Genomic DNA, 15,778 nt, shown 5'->3' with positions numbered 1-15,778 from the left:
CCGTTTCGTCAACGAAAGTGCCCTGGAGGGCGTCCGTTTCGTCAACGACAAGCGGTCAGGTGCCGCAGTAGGTGACGAACGGGGCCCCGTCCGCCGGACCCGGCTCCGCGTACCGCTCGAACCCGGGGCGCGGAGTGAAGGGATCTGTCACGGCCTCGAGCAGCCGGTGGACGGCGGTGAGGTCCCCGTCCTCCGCGGCCGTCAGGGCCTCGTCGAGCAGGTGGTTCCGCGGGATGTAGACGGGGTTCACCGCGCGCATGCGGGCCGGATCGGGACCCATCGCCCGCCAGTCCGAGAGCCAGGCGGCGAGCCCCGCGGGGTCCGGGGCGCCGGGGACGAGCCGTGCCGCCTCGGTGCGGGCCGCGTCGTCGTCCACGGGCGGCGCCGTGTGCTCGGCCAGCCGCACCCAGAACGAGGTCCAGTCGGCCCGCGCCGCGGCCAGCCACGGGAACAGGCGGTCGGTGAGCGCGGCGACGTCGTCCTCCGCCACCGACGCCGGGAGGCCGAGCTTGTCCCGCAGTCCGCCCCGCCACGCCGCGAGATGGGCGCCGTGGAACCTGCCCAGCGCCTCCTGGGCGAGTGCGACGGCGCGGTCGGGGTCGTCGTCGAGCACGGGCACGAGGGCCTCGCCGAGCCGGGCGAGGTTCCACGCGGCGATGGGCCCCTGGTTGCCGTACGCGTACCGGCCCTGGGTGTCGATCGAGGAGAAGCTCGCGGCCGGGTCGAAGGCGTCGATGAACGCGCAGGGGCCGTAGTCGATGGTCTCGCCGGACAGGGTCATGTTGTCCGTGTTCATCACACCGTGCACGAAGCCGACGAGCATCCAGCGGGAGATGAGCTCGGCCTGCGCGGCGATCACCGCCTCGTAGAGCGCGAGCGCGGGGTGCTCGGCGTCGGTGGCGTGCGGGTGGTGGCGGGCGATGGCCTCGTCGACGATCCGGCGCAGCACCTCCGTGGGGTGCGCCTGCTCGGGGAGGGCCGCGGCGTACTGGGCCGTGCCGACGCGCAGGTGCGACGCGGCCGTCCGGGCCAGCACCGCACCCGGCAGCACGGTCTCGCGGCGGACCGGGTGGCCCGTGCCGACGACGGCCAGCGCCCGCGTGGTCGGCACGCCGAGGGCGTGCATCGCCTCGGAGACCACGTACTCGCGGAGCATGGGGCCGAGCACGGCCTGCCCGTCGGCGTTGCCGCGCGCGAAGGGCGTGCGACCGGAGCCCTTGAGATGCAGGTCGTGGAGCCGACCGTCCGGAGCCGTGAGCTCGCCGAGGAGGAGGGCGCGCCCGTCACCCAGGCGGGGAGAGTAGTGGCCGAACTGGTGGCCCGCGTACGCCTGCGCGACCGGCCGCGCGCCCGGGCCGGGCTGCTCGCCGGTGAGGAAGGAGACGCCGTCGTCGGTGGCGAGCCACTCGGCGTCGAGGCCGAGCTCCGCCGCGAGGCCGGCGTTGAGCAGGACGAGCTGCGGGCCGTCCGTGGCCTGGGCCTGCCAGGGCAGGGCGAGCTCCGGGAAGGTGTCGGCGAAATGCGAGCTCAGGGCGGGAACGGACGCGGTCATGGGGCCACGCTACGTGGGGGAGGCCGGGTGTTCACGGGCCGACTCCCACCGGGCCCGTCCTTTAGAGGCGGGAAATCGACCCCACGGGCGTGGACCAGAGCGCTTTGACCTGGATTTCCCGCCTCGAAACGGGGGGCCGTGGCGGACTGCGGTGACCGTGGATCTCACCGGGTCACCCACCGAACGCGGCCGCCCGGCGCCGCACCCGGGCGACGACGTCCGCGTAGTCGTCCCGGGCGTCGGCCCACATGACCTTGATCGAGAGCCAGTCGCGGTCGGCGCACCAGCGGTCGCGCAGCACGTCCCGGGCCTGCTGCTCGGCGGAGCGGTGGTGCTCGCCCTCGTATTGCAACGCGAGGCGCCACGGCCGATACCCGAGGTCGACCGTCGGAGCGCGGCGGTCTGACGGGTCCAGCCGGCACTGCACCTCGGGCTCCGGCAGCCCGGCATCGACGAGCGCCAGCCGCAGACGTGTCTCGCGCGGCGAATCCGCCCCCACGCGCATCCTCGCCAGCGCCGCCCGGGCCAGTCCTCGCCCCTGGAAACGTCCCCGTTCGGCCAGCGATCGGACGAGCTCCTCCGGGGTGTAGGCGGGAGCCCCGCGTCCGCCGCCGGGCAGCCACGGCGGGTAGAGCAGCGCGTCACCGGCGGCGACGACGTCCCGCTCGGTGAGCGCCGACCGTGCCGCGCACAGGTCCCACAGCGTGCGGGCCGGCGTCGTCACGAGCACGCCGCCCCGCGTCATCCGCTGTCCCTCCGGCACCTCGATGCGGTGCGGCACCAGACCCGCCTGGACCGGCCGGCCGCCCGAGGTGCCGACGCTGACGTGCACCGCACCGGGGGCCAGCAGCCGTGCGGGCACGGTCAGGCCGTGCAGGCGGGCGGCGGTCTCATGGCTGACGACGACGCCGGGGTGGCGCCGCTGGTACGCGCGGACCTCGTCCATCGTCCACTCACGGACGGAGGCCGCCGCAGGGCCGGCCGGCCCGTAGATGCCGTGGCGCAGCCGCCGCAGGTCTGAGGACTGCAGTCGGGACCACGTCACACCCGCCCGGCGCGCGTCGTCGACCGTGAAGGCGGCGGGGTCGATCGACGGCGGCAGCGGGGCGGGACGACGGGGCATGCGGCGAGCGTGCCCCGTCGCTCCGCGTCCCGAGACGGACGAGCGGGGGCCTGGGGACGCACGAGGGGGCCCGGCGTGGTTGTGCAGGAGGCGGTGACGTCCCCCGGGGCGCCGGCCCCGAGCCATTCGAGGCGGGAAATCCACGTCATGGGCCAGGATCGGGCGTTCTTGAGGTGGATTTCGCGCCCCGAAGTGAGGGGATGACCAGGTCAGTACGACGTGCGGGGCGCGCCCTCCCCGTCGGCCGCGGCGTCGCTCGGCTCCGGGCACCAGCGGTCGGCGAGGGCCTCGGCGGCGCGGGCCAGCAGGGCGACGTCGGCGCCCACGTTGACGTAGTCCGCACCGGCGGCGGCGTAGGCGTCGGCCTGCGCGGGCACGAACGCATTGACGCCCACGAACTTCCCGGCGGCCTTGACCTTCGCGATGACCTCCTCGACCGCGGCCACCACCTCCGGGTGCGACTGCTGGCCGAGCAGTCCCAGGGACGCGGAGAGGTCCGAGGGACCGATGAAGACGCCGTCGATCCCGTCCACCGCCGCGATCTCGTCGGCGTTGCGCACGCCCGCGGCCGTCTCGATCTGCACGATCACGGAGACGTGGTCCGCCGCGCCGGGCAGGTAGCCGGGGATCCGGTTCCAGCGGCCCGAGCGTGCCAGGGCGGAGCCCACGCCGCGCACCCCGCCCTCGGCGGAGCCGTCCGGGTAGCGGGCGGCGGCCACGGCGCTGCGGGCCATCGCGGCGTCGTCGACCATGGGCACCAACAGGGTCTGGGCGCCCAGGTCCAGGAACTGCTTGATGGCCACGGTGTCCAGCGCCGGCACGCGCACCAGGGTGGGCACGCGGTAGCCGGCGATCACGCGCAGCTGGGCGAGGACGTCCTGCAGCGTCAGCGGGGCGTGCTCGGCGTCGATGAGCAGGTAGTCGAGGCCCGCGCCGGCGCAGATCTCCGCCGTCGTCGGGTCCCCGGAGGAGAGGAACATGCCGGCGGCGGGGCGGCCCCCACGGGCGGCGACGGCCTCGGGCGTGAAGAGGTCGCGGAACAGCGGCTGCGGGTTGTGGCGGACGGGCATGGGACGTTCCTCCGGGGTTCTCCGCATCCTCCACCCGACGCGGGTTGAGTTGTCGCGGGTGGAGCGGCGTCGTACTGGTGATAGGTCAACCCGCGTTGCGGGCGGGCGGGCGCGGGCGGGCGGGGCGACGACGACGGGCGGGTCAGGCGAAGCGGCAGGTGATGGTGCCGAGCGGGCCGTAGTCGGCGTAGACGGTGTCGCCCTCGTACACCCACATCGGGCGGGTGAAGGAGCCGGCGAGCACGATCTCACCGGCTTCGAGCGCGTCTCCGTGCTCGGCGATGCGGTTGGCCAGCCAGTGCACGCCGTTGGCCGGGTGGTTCAGCACGCCCGCGGCCACGCCGGTCTCGATGATCTCCTCGTTGCGGGAGAGGATGCCGGAGACCCACCGCAGGTCGACGTCGTGCACGCCCACGGGGCGGCCGCCGATCACCAGGGAGCCCAGGGCGGCGTTGTCCGAGATGGTGTCCGTGATGGTGCGGCCGGCCATCTCGATGCGCGAGTCCAGCACCTCCAGCGCGGGCACCACGTACTCGGTGGCGCGCAGCACGTCCATCAGGTTCAGGCCGGGCCCGCGCAGCTCGTCCCGCAGCACGAACGCCAGCTCCATCTCGACGCGCGGATGGGTGTACTTCTTCCACTCGTACACGTGGCCGGACTCGAACACCTGGTCGTCGAAGATCACGCCGTAGTCCGGCTCGTCGATCCCGGTCGCGTCCTGCATGGCCTTGGAGGTCAGGCCGATCTTGTGGCCCACCTTGCGGCGGCCCGCCTCGACCTGGCGCTCGGCCCAGATGCGCTGGACGGCGTACGAGTCCTCGATCTCCATCTCCGGGTAGCGCGCGGTCAGCCGCGGCACGGGCACGCGGTCGATGCCCGCACGGTGCAGCTCGTCGGCGATCTTGACGTGGGTCTCGTGGTCCAGCACAGCGGTCTCCTTCACGACGACGGGCAGGGGCCTGGCCTTCATCGTATACGATTACGCGGCTCGGCCCCCGGCCCCGTCGCCATCCTGTCACCGCCCCGGATCAGTCCGGGGCGCGCGTCCCGATGCCCAGCCCGGGCTTGCGGCGGTGCACCGTGAGCCAGGCCAGCCCCCCGACGCCCGTCTGCGAGGCGGGACACCCCTGCTCCCCACGCTTTGAGGCGGGAAATCGAGCTCAAACTGGCCCTCCCGGCTCGAATGAGGTGGATTTTCCGCCTCGAACGGCGTGGGGCGGGGAGACGCGGAGGATGGTAGGGAGGGCGGACGCCGACGGCGGGCACCTGCGTTGGGTGCCCGCCGTCGTCGTGGTGTCCCGAAGCGGTGCCGGCCGTGCCGGTCAGAGCTGGTTGCCGAGCTTGTACTCGCCCTGCTTCCACTCCGGCATGGACTCCTCGCCCTGCCCCTCGCGGGTGTAGGAGAAGCCGTCGGCGCCGATGGTCACGGCCATCTCCGAGTCGTCGGTGCGGGAGACCAGCGGCTGCAGGTTGCCGTCGAGGTCCAGCACGCGGGAGGCATCGGTGTACCAGGACGGCACGATCGGGGTGCCCCACCAGTCGCGGCGCTGGTTGTCGTGCACGTCCCAGGTGACCACGGGGTTGTCCGGGTCACCGGTGTAGTAGTCCTGGGTGTAGACCTCCACGCGGTGGCCGTCCGGGTCGCGCAGGTAGAGGTAGAACGCGTTGGAGACGCCGTGGCGGCCCGGGCCGCGCTCGATGTGGTCGGACATGCGCAGGGCGCCGAGCTTGTCGCAGATCGCCAGGATGTTGTGCTTCTCGTGCGTGGCGAAGCACACGTGGTGCATCCGGGGGCCGTCGCCGCCGGTCATGGCGGTGTCGTGCACGGTGGGCTTGCGGCGCATCCACGCGGCGTAGACGGTGCCGTTCTCGTCCTGGATGTCCTCGGTGACGCGGAAGCCCAGGTCCTGCATGTAGCGGGCGGCGCGCGGCACATCCGGGGTCACCTGGTTGAAGTGGTCCAGGCGGACCAGGGCGCCCGGGGTGTAGAGGTCGTAGCGCCAGGCCAGGCGCTCCACGTGCTCGACGTCGTGGAAGAACTCGTAGGGGAAGCCCAGCGGGTCCTCGACGCGCACGGAGTCGCCGACGCCCTTGACGAAGCCGTCCTTCCGGCGCTCCACGCGGCAGCCCAGCTCCTCGTAGAAGGCGACCGCCTTGTCCAGGTCCTCGGGGGTGCGCACGCGGTAGGAGAACGCGGCCACGGCGGCGGTCTCGCCCTGGCGCAGCACCAGGTTGTGGTGGATGAACTCCTCCATGGAGCGCAGGTAGACGGTCTCCTCGTCCTCCTCGGTGACCACCAGGCCGAGCACGTCCACGTAGAACTCGCGGGAGGCGGCGAGGTCCGTGACCACGAGCTCCATCGAGGCGCAGCGCAGGATGTCCGGCGCCTCGGACGTCGGGGTGGGGAGGGGGTTCTCCGGGTCGATGGGGACTTCCTTGGTGACGAAGAAGCCGGAGGAGGTCTTCTGGCGGCTCTCGAGGTTGGTCATCGGTGCTCCTTGGTGAGGGGGCGGTGCGCTGTGGCCTGGGACACGGTCACGGGCTCGATCGTATACGATCCGGGCGACCGGCGGGAAGGCGGTCGAGGAACGCGGGTTGAGTTGTCGCGGGTCCGGGGCGCCCGCACCCGCGACAACTCAACCCGCGTCGGTGGGCCGGGGGAGAGACCCGGCCCGGCCCCACCACGACGACGGCGCCCGCACCGTCGCGGGGACGGTGCGGGCGCCGTCATGGTCGCCGGTCAGCGCGGGGTCAGCCGTCGATCTGCGCCGCGGCCTGCTCCTGCTTGCCGAACACCGGGTTGTGGACCTCGCCGAGGTTGATGTGCACGGCCTGCTGGTCGGTGTAGAAGTCGATCGAGCGGTAGCCGCCCTCGTGGCCCAGGCCGGAGGCCTTCACCCCGCCGAACGGGGTGCGCAGGTCCCGCACATTGTTGGAGTTCAGCCACACCATGCCGGCCTCCACGTTCTGCGCGACGTTGTGGGCGCGCTTGAGGTCGTTGGTCCAGATGTAGGCGGCCAGACCGTACTTGGTGTTGTTGGCCAGCTGCAGGGCCTCCTCCTCCGTGTCGAAGGGGGTGATGGCCACCACCGGGCCGAAGATCTCCTCCTGGAAGATCCGGGCGTCCGGGGCCACGTCCGCGAACACGGTGGGCTGCACGAAGTTGCCCTCGGGGAAGCCCTCCGGGCGGCCGCCGCCGGCCACCAGGCGGGCCTCGGTCTTGCCGATCTCCACGTAGGACATGACCTTCTCGAAGTGCTCCGGGTGCACGATGGCGCCGACCTCGGTGGTCTCGTCGTCCGGCAGGCCGACCTTCACGCGGGAGGCCTGGGCGGCGTAGCGCTCCACGAACTCGTCGTAGACGGAACGCTGGACCAGGATGCGGGAGCCGGCGGTGCAGCGCTCGCCGTTCAGGGAGAACACGCCGAAGATGGTCGCGTCGATCGCCGCGTCCAGGTCCGCGTCCTCGAACACCACGGCGGGAGACTTGCCGCCGAGCTCCATGGACAGGCCCTTCAGGTGCGGGGCGGCGTTGGCGAAGATGATCTGGCCGGTGCGGGACTCGCCGGTGAAGGAGATCAGCGGCACGTCCGGGTGCTTCACGAGCGGGTCGCCCGCGTAGCCCTCCTCGCCGAAGCCGTGGACCATGTTGAAGACGCCCTTCGGCAGGCCGGCCTCCTCGAAGATCCCGCCCCACAGGGAGGCCGAGAGCGGGGTGAACTCGGCGGGCTTGAGCACCACCGAGTTGCCGGTGGCGATGGCCGGGGCCAGCTTCCAGGACTCCAGCATGAACGGGGTGTTCCACGGGGTGATCAGGCCGGCGACGCCGATCGGCTTGCGGTTCACGTAGTTGATCTGGCGGCCCGGCACCTTGAAGGTGTCGTCGTGCTGGGCCACGATCAGGTCCGCGAAGAAGCGGAAGTTCTCGGCGGCGCGCGCGGCCTGGCCCCTCGCCTGCTTGATCGGCAGGCCGGTGTCGAAGCACTCCATGGCGGCCAGCTGGTCGCCGCGGGTCTCCATGATGTCGGCGATCCGGTGCAGCACACGGGAACGCTGGCGCGGCAGGGCCTGGGACCATTCGCCGGACTCGAAGGCCCGCTTCGCGGCGGCGACGGCGCGGTCGATGTCCGCGGCCTTGCCGGAGGCGGCCGTCAGGTACGGCTCGTTGGTCACCGGGTCGAGCACCTCGAAGGTGTCGCCGTCGATCGAGTCGACGAACTCGCCGTCGATGTAGTGGCGCAGGACGTCGGGCAGGCCCTCGGGCGTGCGGGCCTCGATGCTGGTCTTCTCCGTCATGGTGTCTCTTTCGCTGAGTGCTTCGGGTGGGTCTGATGATCGGGGCCTGGAGCCGACGGCGTCGGCGCCGGTCCGGCCGGCGCTCACGCGGACGGCTCGGCGCTGTGCTCCAGGTAGGCGCGCAGGGTGTTCAGGCGGTGGGCGCGGGCGGCGGCCTCGATCTCCTCGAAGCGCGCCCCGTCCTCGATCAGGCGCAGCAGGTGTTCGTGCTCGTCCACGGAGGCCACCGCCCGGCCGGGCACGTACGCGAACGTGGAGGAGCGCAGCGCGGCCAGGCGGTTCCAGCCGCGGTGCACCAGGTCGTGCACGTGCTCGTTCTGGTGATGCTCGAACAGGATCGAGTGGAAGCGGCGGTTGAGCTCGGTGAACGCCACCGGGTCCCAGGCCGTCTCCGACTCCGTCATCGCGCGCATGGTCGCGTTCACCTCGCGGGCCGCCGCGAGGTCCTCGGCGGTCACGTGCGGGGCGCACTGGGCGGTGGAGAACCCCTCCACCAGCGCCAGCGTCTCCATGGTGTGGCGGTACTCGACCGGATCGATGCCGACCACGGTCGCGCCCACGTTGCGCTCGTAGGCCACCAGCTTCTCGGACTGCAGGCGGCGGATCGCCTCCCGCACGGGCACCACGGACATGCCCAGCTCCGCGGCGATCTGGGACAGCACCAGCCGGTCGCCCGGCTCGTGGCGCTGGTCCCGGATCCCCTCGAGGATCGCCTGGTAGGCGCGGTCCGCCTTGGAGACGGGGGCGCCTGCGAGGCCGACCGTTCCGATGTCCGTGCGGCGCATGCTCAGGCGTCGCCCTCCGGGGCCGGGGCGTCCGGCAGGGTCTTGCGGTACTCGGCGAACTTGGCCTTCCACTCGGCGTTCGGGGGGAACATCCCGTCCACCGGGTAGCCGACCTTGACCTGCTCGTACGCCCAGGCGTCCTGGAGCTCCTGCTCGTAGGCGTCGTCCACGACCTCCTGGAGCAGGGACGGCGGGATGACCACCACACCGTCGTCGTCGCCGACGATGATGTCGCCGGGCTGCACGGTGGTGCCGCCGCAGGCGATGGTGCCGCCGACCTCCCACGGGATGTGACGGCGGCCCAGCACCGCCGGGTGCGTGGCGCCGGCGTACACCTGGAGGCCGACCTCGGCGACGGCGGCGGAGTCGCGGATGCCGCCGTCCGTGATCACGGCGTTCGCGCCGTTCACCTGGGCGCGCAGGGCCAGGACGTCCCCGAGGGTGCCGGTGCCGTGCTCGCCACGGGCCTCCATGACCACCACGTCGTCCGGCTGCACCGAATCGATGGCCCGCTTCTGGGCGTTGAAGCCGCCGCCGAACTCCTTGGCCAGGTCCTCGCGCTTGGGGATGTAGCGCAGGGTCTTCGCGTAGCCGAGGACGCGCCGACCCCGGTGGATCGGGCGCGGGCCGTCGATGGTCGCGTTCTGGACGCCGCGCTTCTGCAGCTGGGCGGTGAGGGTGGCCACCGCGATGGCGTCGATCTTGGCGCGCAGCTCCGGGGTCAGCAGGGAACGGTCCGGCTGCGGGGCGCTCGCGACCCAGTGGCCGTTCTCGTCCACCGCGGACGACGACGCCGCCTCGGCCTGCGGGGCCAGGCCGGCGGCCTGGCGGGAGCCCCAGGCCTCCTCGCGCTGCACGTCGTCCACCTGCGGCTGCGCGCCGAACGGGGCCAGGGAGTGCTCCGAGTCGACGACCGTCGTCACCAGGCGGCCGGTGGTCGGGGCGCCGGGGGCGCTGGGGGCGTCCACCTCCACCTCGACGACGTCGCCCGGCCGGGCCACGGAGGAGCCGGCGGGGGTGCCGGTGAGGATGACGTCGCCCTCCTCGAGCGTCATGAGCTGCGAGAGGTCGGCCACGAGCCGGCCGAACGGGAAGACGAGGCCCTCGGTGGTGTCGTCCTGGACGATCTCGCCGTTGACCCAGGTGCGCACGCGCAGGGCGGCCGGGTCCAGGCCCGCGGCGGAGATCACCGCGGGGCCGAGCGGGGTGTAGCCGTCGCCGGACTTGTTCTTGACGTTGGAGCCCTTGTCCGCGTGGCAGAGGTCGTAGAGGCCCCAGTCGTTGGCGGCGGTGATGCCGGAGACGTGCGACCAGCCCTCCTTCGGGCTGACGCGCCGGGCGGTGCGGCCGATGATCAGCGCGATCTCGCCCTCGTAGGCGAGCAGCTCGGTGCCGGCGGGGCGCTCGATGGTGTCGCCGGTGCGGGCGAGGGAGGTGCCGGCCTTGAGGAAGTAGCCGGGGGCCTGCGGGGACCGGCCGCGCTGGGCGATGCGGGAGGGGTAGTTCAGGTGGACGGCGAGCACCTTGCCCGGCCGGTTCTCCCGGACGGTGAAGTCGTGCTCGGTGACGGTGGGCGTGGGATCCGGTGTGCTCTGCGTCATGGTCGAGATCGTATACGATCTCACGGGCCCGGGGAAGAGGTCGCACGTCCGGCAGACGCGCCGGGCCGACGTCGTCGTGGGCGCCCGCCGCGGCTCAGCGGGCCCGTGCGATCGACTCGTTCACCACCGGGGCCAGGCGCCGCACGCCCTCCACGAGCTTCTCGGCCGCCACGAACGAGTACGCCAGGCGCAGGGTGGAGTGCGTGCCCTCGACGGGGGTGAAGGCCGCCCCCGGCACGAACACCGCGCCCGCCTCGATGCCGCGGTGCATCACCTCGAGGGTGTCCACCCCGGCGGGCAGGGTGGCCCACAGGAAGAAGCCGCCCTGCGGGGTGATGAACTCGACCGCCGGGTCCCAGTGCTCACGCACCGCGTCCACGAGCGCCGCGGCCCGCTCGCGGTACAGCCCGGTCACGTGGCGGACGTGGCCCTGCCAGTCCAGCTGCGTGACGAAGGCGGTGGAGAGCATCTGCGAGTACGTGGACGCGTGGATGTAGGCGGACTCCGCGCACAGGTAGAACTCGCGCTTGAGCGCGGCCGGCACGAGCGCCCAGCCGATGCGCACGCCCGGGGAGAAGATCTTGGACATCGTGCCGAGGTGGACCACGTTGTCCCGGTGGTCGGCGGCGATCGGGGCGACGGGCTCGCCGTCGAACGCGATCTGCCCGTACGGGTTGTCCTCCACGATGAGCACGCCGTGCTTCTCGCAGATCGCGCCCACCTCGGCGCGGCGGCCCGGGGGCAGCAGGGCGCCCGAGGGGTTCGCGAACGAGGGGATCGTGTAGAGGAAGGCCACGCGGCGGCCCTCGGCGGCCAGGCGGGTCAGGGTCTCGTCGAGGGCCGCGGGCACCAGGCCGTGGTCGTCGGTGCCCGTGGCCACGGCCTCGAGCTGCCAGGTGGTGAAGGTGGTCAACGCGCCCACGAACGTGGGGTCCTCCACCACGACGACGTCGCCCGGGTTCGCGAACGCCCGGCAGGCGGTGTCGATCGCGGCCTGCGAGCCGGGGGTGATGACCACGAGGTCGGGATCCGCGTCCGGGATGCCGTCGGCGGCCATCACGGCGGTCGCGGCGGCACGCATCTCCTCGGTGCCCTGGCCGGGGCCGTACTGCAGGGACTCCGTGCCGAACCGGGTCATCAGGTCGGAGGCGATCCGGCCCAGCTCGTCGAGGGGCAGGTCGGCGAGCCACGGGTTCCCGCCCGCGAGCGAGACGAGGTTCGGGTCCATCGCGATGTCGAAGACGTCGCGGACCGCGGACTGCTTCACGCCGACGGCGCGCTGGGACAGGTGATCTCGGAGGTTCCGCACGCTCGGCACCCTATAGCACGGCGCGGCCGTGCCCGAAGGTCCGATGACGGGCGACGACGGCGGGTCGCGCGGTCAGGGGGCGCTCGGCTCCTGGCCGGGGGACCACGTGCCCTGGGTCGGCTCGGCGGGACCCCACGACGACTCCTCGGCCGGCGCCCACGTCTGCCCGCCGGATCCGTCGCTCGGCTCCCCACTCGGCGTGGGGTCCCCCTGCGGGACGTCCACGGACTCGCCGAGGCGGAGCGGTTCGAGCCCCAACACGTCGTCGAGGTCCCGGCCGTCCACCTCGAGTCGGACCTGGCCCGCGGACGTGAAGGCGGCGGCGGTCGCCTGCAGCTGGGCGCGGATCCGTTCGGCCGTGCACTCGTCCTCCGGCGTCACGGTGCCGGTGAAGGTGAAGATCTCCACGTCGCCCTCGCGGCGGTGCCCGGTCGGGGTGAGGGTCTCGCGCGCGTCGAACACGGCGTTCCACAGCGACGGGTCGCCGTGCCAGCCGCGCTCGTCCGCGAACAGGAAGTCCAGGGCGGTGTCCGCCTCGTCCTCGGTGTCCGTCGGCACGGTCTGCACGGGCACCAGCAGGTCGCCGCAGCCGAAGGGCCGGCCGCTCGTCCCCGGGACCGCCTCCGGTTCCGCGACGGCGAGGTGGACCGTCAGCGGCTGATACCCCTCCGTCGCGGGCAGGGGCACGCCGTCGTCGGACGCCGAGTCCTCGGCCAGGTCGGGGGCGACCGCGCAGCCGGCCAGCAGGCACGCGGCGGCCACGGCACCCGTGATCCGCAGGGCGCGGGAAGGGGAGGGCGGGCGCATCGGGTACTCCTGGCGGTCGGGGGTCGGCGGCGTCGGACGGACCGACGGCCTCTCCATGCTACGGCCGTCCGTCTCGCCCGCTGCGAGCGGATGTGAGGCCTCCCGCGGGTGGGAAGGGGCCCGCGGGCGGACGGCCGCGGCGGGCTAGGCTGGAGGCCATGCCCGTGAGGAACCGTCGCGCCGCCGCCCTGCCCGCCAAGCTCAGCCGCTCCTGGCTGCTGGTCAACGCGGCCACCCCCGACGCGTTCGCCCCCGCCCTGGCCTCCGAGGCCGACTCCGTCATCTTCGACCTCGAGGCCGCCGTGCCGGAGGAGCAGAAGGACGCGGCCCGCCAGCACGTCGTGGACGCCCTCTCCGGTGGCATGACGGCGTGGGTGCGCATCTCCGCGACCTCCACGGTCCACTGGCAGCGGGATCTCGAGGCGCTCGCGGGTCTCGACGGCGTGCGCGGCGTCGTGCTGGCCGAGACCGAGGAGCCGGAGCAGGTCACGTTCACCGCGATGCGTCTGCGCGCCGGCACCCCGGTGATCGCCCTGCTGGAGTCCGCCCTGGGCATCGAGAACGCCACGGCCGTGGCCAAGGCGCCGGGCACGTTCCGTCTCGCCTTCGGCGTGAACGACTTCCGCAAGGACGTCGGCGTCGGCGAGGACCCGCTGGCCATGGCCTACGCCCGCTCCCGCATGGTGATCGCCTCCCGCGTGGGCGGTCTGCCCGGGGCGATCGACGGACCGCCCGGCAACGCGGACGGTGAGGACGCGGTCGTCGACTCCAGCGCCGTCACCGCCTCGATGGGCATGACCGGCCGCCTCGTCCTGAACCGGGATCAGGTGGACTGGGTCAACCGGGCGATGTCCCCGTCCGAGGACGAGCTCGCGTGGGCCCGCGACCTGCTCGAGAAGCATGCTCAGGGCGCCGCCGTCGGCGACGGCTCGTACCTGCCCCGCGTGCTGCGCGCCCAGAAGATCGCGGACCTCGCGGACTCGTACGGGCTCTGGAACGCGTGAGCACGGCCGGGGCGCGCGCATGAGTCCCCGCACCGACGGGTGGCTCCGCCCATGATGGCGTGGATCGACGGGCTGCCGCTGCTGTGGTCCATCGGGTTCTTCTGGATGCTGGCGATCCTGCGCACCCTGATCGTGTTCTCGCTCGGGCGGGGGCTGGCCTCCGGCGTCGAGCGGACCCGCTGGTTCGCCCGCGTGATGGAGGGGCCCGTCTATGTCCGCGCCCAGCGCTTCATCCAGCGCCACGGGGTGTGGGCCATCCCGTTCTGCTACCTCACGGTGGGCATCCAGACGGCGGTGATCGGCTCCGCCGGCGTCGCCCGCATGCCCTGGCGCCGGTTCCTGCCGGCGGCCGCGCTCGGCACGTTCCTGTGGGGCGTGGTGTACGGGACCGTCGGGATGGCCGTGGTGTGGGCCGTCATCGGCGCGGCGCTCGGAGAGGGCCGGGGCGCCCTCGCCCTCGTGCTGATCCTCGCGGCCGTGGCCGCGTTCGTCGTGTGGCGCCGACGCCGCACGCTGCGCCGGCACGGGGCCGGGTGACGTCGTCGTCCGTGACGCGGGCCGGGCTGCGCCGCCGGGGGACTAGAGTTGACCGCGTCTTCGCCCCGGCCAGCCGCCCCGCGGCCGGGGCCGCCACCCCTTCGGAAGGACCACCATGAGCGACGAGCGCGCCCGCAGCTTCTCCGCCTCCACCGCCTCCGCCGCCGACGACGGCGCCCGCGGCACCGGCACGACCCGCGTCAAGCGCGGCCTGGCGGACATGATGAAGGGCGGCGTGATCATGGACGTCGTCAACGCGGAGCAGGCGCGCATCGCCGAGGACGCCGGCGCCGTGGCCGTCATGGCGCTCGAGCGGGTCCCGGCCGACATCCGCGCCCAGGGCGGCGTGGCCCGCATGTCCGACCCCGACCTGATCGACGGCATCGTCGAGGCCGTGTCCATCCCCGTGATGGCCAAGGCGCGCATCGGCCACTTCGTGGAGGCCCAGGTGCTGCAGGCGCTCAAGGTGGACTTCATCGACGAGTCCGAGGTGCTCTCCCCGGCGGACTACGTGAACCACATCGACAAGTGGGACTTCGACGTGCCCTTCGTGTGCGGCGCCACCAACCTCGGCGAGGCCCTGCGCCGCATCACCGAGGGCGCGGCCATGATCCGGTCCAAGGGCGAGGCCGGCACCGGCGACGTCTCCGAGGCCGTGAAGCACATCCGCACCATCCGCAAGGAGATCGCCCAGCTCCAGGGCCTGGCCCAGGACGAGCTGTACGTGGCCGCGAAGGAGCTGCAGGCGCCGTACGAGCTGGTGCGCGAGGTCGCCGAGACCGGCGCCCTGCCCGTCGTGATGTTCACCGCCGGCGGCGTGGCCACCCCGGCCGACGCAGCCCTGATGATGCAGATGGGCGCCGACGGCGTGTTCGTGGGCTCCGGCATCTTCAAGTCCGGCAACCCGGCCGAGCGCGCCCGCGCCATCGTCAAGGCCACCGCCCAGTTCGACGACCCGATGGCGGTCGCCGAGGCCTCCCGCGGCCTGGGTGAGGCCATGGTGGGCATCAACGTGGGCGACCTGCCCGCCCCGCACCGCCTGGCCGAGCGCGGCTGGTGAGTCCACAGAAGACCGTCGGCGTGTTCGCCCTCCAGGGCGACGTGCGGGAGCACGCCCACGTGCTCGAGTCCCTCGGCGCGCGCACGCGCCCCGTGCGCCGCCCCGCGGACCTCGAGGGTCTGGACGGCATCGTGCTGCCCGGCGGCGAGTCCTCCGTGATGGACCGCCTCGCCCGGATCATGGGGCTCAAGGACCCGCTCATCGCCGCCCTCCGCGACGGGCTGCCCGCCTACGGCACGTGCGCGGGGCTGATCATGCTGGCCCGCGAGATCCGCAACCCGGCGCCGGATCAGGGCGGGCTCGGCGTGCTGGACGTGGCCGTGCGGCGCAACGCCTTCGGCGCGCAGGTGGACTCGTTCGAGGAGGACCTGGACATCCCCGCGGTCGCGGCGGAGCCGGTGCACGCCGTGTTCATCCGCGCCCCCGCCGTCGTCCAGGCGGGGGAGGGCGTCGAGGTCCTGGCGAGCGTGCCGGCGTCGCGCCTGTCCGTGCCCGCGGCGGAACCGGGGCTCGACGGCGACGCGCGGCTGCCCGTGGCCGTGCGGCAGGGCCACCTGCTCGCCACGGCCTTCCACCCTGAGGTGACCGGCGACTGGTCCTTCCACCGGGCGTTCCTCGCGGGGCTCTGAGCGGC

At 73.1% G+C, this 15,778-nt stretch carries 14 protein-coding genes; 4 read left to right on the top strand and 10 right to left on the bottom strand.

The annotated features are described in order from the left end of the window. Positions 1-55: 55 nt before the first annotated feature. The 10 genes from ACZ1IK_RS05355 to ACZ1IK_RS05310 form a co-directional block, all read right to left on the bottom strand. The gene (locus tag ACZ1IK_RS05355; protein ID WP_159228067.1) at positions 56-1,552 is read right to left on the bottom strand and encodes a protein adenylyltransferase SelO; all 1,497 of its coding nucleotides are present in this window, start codon (positions 1,550-1,552) and stop codon (positions 56-58) included. Between the two features lie 172 nt (positions 1,553-1,724). After that, positions 1,725-2,675: a hypothetical protein gene (locus ACZ1IK_RS05350; protein ID WP_166437489.1), complete on the bottom strand. Its 951-nt coding sequence runs from the start codon at positions 2,673-2,675 to the stop codon at positions 1,725-1,727. A 209-nt stretch (positions 2,676-2,884) separates the two neighbouring features. Further along, on the bottom strand, positions 2,885-3,745 hold the full coding sequence (locus ACZ1IK_RS05345; RefSeq protein WP_041102612.1) for an HpcH/HpaI aldolase family protein: 861 nt from the start codon (positions 3,743-3,745) through the stop codon (positions 2,885-2,887). Between the two features lie 142 nt (positions 3,746-3,887). Continuing rightward, entirely contained in the window at positions 3,888-4,673 is a 786-nt protein-coding gene (locus tag ACZ1IK_RS05340; protein WP_044658782.1) for a 2-keto-4-pentenoate hydratase, read from the bottom strand. Between the two features lie 394 nt (positions 4,674-5,067). Further along, a complete protein-coding gene (hpaD, locus tag ACZ1IK_RS05335) occupies positions 5,068-6,234 on the bottom strand; it encodes a 3,4-dihydroxyphenylacetate 2,3-dioxygenase (protein WP_113914330.1) in 1,167 nt (388 codons plus the stop codon). 262 nt (positions 6,235-6,496) lie between these two features. Next, positions 6,497-8,041 carry a 5-carboxymethyl-2-hydroxymuconate semialdehyde dehydrogenase gene (hpaE, locus tag ACZ1IK_RS05330; RefSeq protein ID WP_465098379.1) on the bottom strand — a complete coding sequence of 515 codons (1,545 nt, stop codon included), beginning with the start codon at positions 8,039-8,041 and terminating at the stop codon, positions 6,497-6,499. Positions 8,042-8,124: 83 nt separating this feature from the next. Beyond that, entirely contained in the window at positions 8,125-8,826 is a 702-nt protein-coding gene (locus ACZ1IK_RS05325) for a GntR family transcriptional regulator (RefSeq protein WP_355505218.1), read from the bottom strand. Between the two features lie 2 nt (positions 8,827-8,828). After that, positions 8,829-10,427, bottom strand: a complete 1,599-nt coding sequence (locus ACZ1IK_RS05320) for a fumarylacetoacetate hydrolase family protein (RefSeq protein ID WP_465098378.1) — start codon at positions 10,425-10,427, stop codon at positions 8,829-8,831. A gap of 94 nt (positions 10,428-10,521) precedes the next feature. Beyond that, positions 10,522-11,736: an aminotransferase-like domain-containing protein gene (locus ACZ1IK_RS05315; RefSeq protein ID WP_113914328.1), complete on the bottom strand. Its 1,215-nt coding sequence runs from the start codon at positions 11,734-11,736 to the stop codon at positions 10,522-10,524. Positions 11,737-11,808: 72 nt separating this feature from the next. Further along, positions 11,809-12,543 carry a GerMN domain-containing protein gene (locus ACZ1IK_RS05310; protein WP_101967619.1) on the bottom strand — a complete coding sequence of 245 codons (735 nt, stop codon included), beginning with the start codon at positions 12,541-12,543 and terminating at the stop codon, positions 11,809-11,811. Between the two features lie 158 nt (positions 12,544-12,701). On the opposite strand from ACZ1IK_RS05310, the gene ACZ1IK_RS05305 reads away from it, so the two are divergent. The 4 genes from ACZ1IK_RS05305 to pdxT all read left to right on the top strand — a co-directional run bounded on the left by ACZ1IK_RS05305 (position 12,702) and on the right by pdxT (position 15,773). Next, positions 12,702-13,547 carry an HpcH/HpaI aldolase/citrate lyase family protein gene (locus tag ACZ1IK_RS05305; protein WP_101967618.1) on the top strand — a complete coding sequence of 282 codons (846 nt, stop codon included), beginning with the start codon at positions 12,702-12,704 and terminating at the stop codon, positions 13,545-13,547. A 51-nt stretch (positions 13,548-13,598) separates the two neighbouring features. Then, entirely contained in the window at positions 13,599-14,084 is a 486-nt protein-coding gene (locus ACZ1IK_RS05300; RefSeq protein ID WP_060974159.1) for a DedA family protein, read from the top strand. A 115-nt stretch (positions 14,085-14,199) separates the two neighbouring features. Further along, positions 14,200-15,144, top strand: a complete 945-nt coding sequence (pdxS, locus tag ACZ1IK_RS05295; protein WP_036313496.1) for a pyridoxal 5'-phosphate synthase lyase subunit PdxS — start codon at positions 14,200-14,202, stop codon at positions 15,142-15,144. Next, on the top strand, positions 15,141-15,773 hold the full coding sequence (pdxT, locus tag ACZ1IK_RS05290) for a pyridoxal 5'-phosphate synthase glutaminase subunit PdxT (RefSeq protein ID WP_170721351.1): 633 nt from the start codon (positions 15,141-15,143) through the stop codon (positions 15,771-15,773). The genes pdxS and pdxT overlap by 4 nt, the downstream gene beginning before the upstream one ends. Positions 15,774-15,778 lie beyond the last annotated feature (5 nt).

This window comes from Micrococcus sp. CS26, from assembly GCF_055522295.1.
This window is presented reverse-complemented; position numbering and strand designations above follow the sequence as displayed.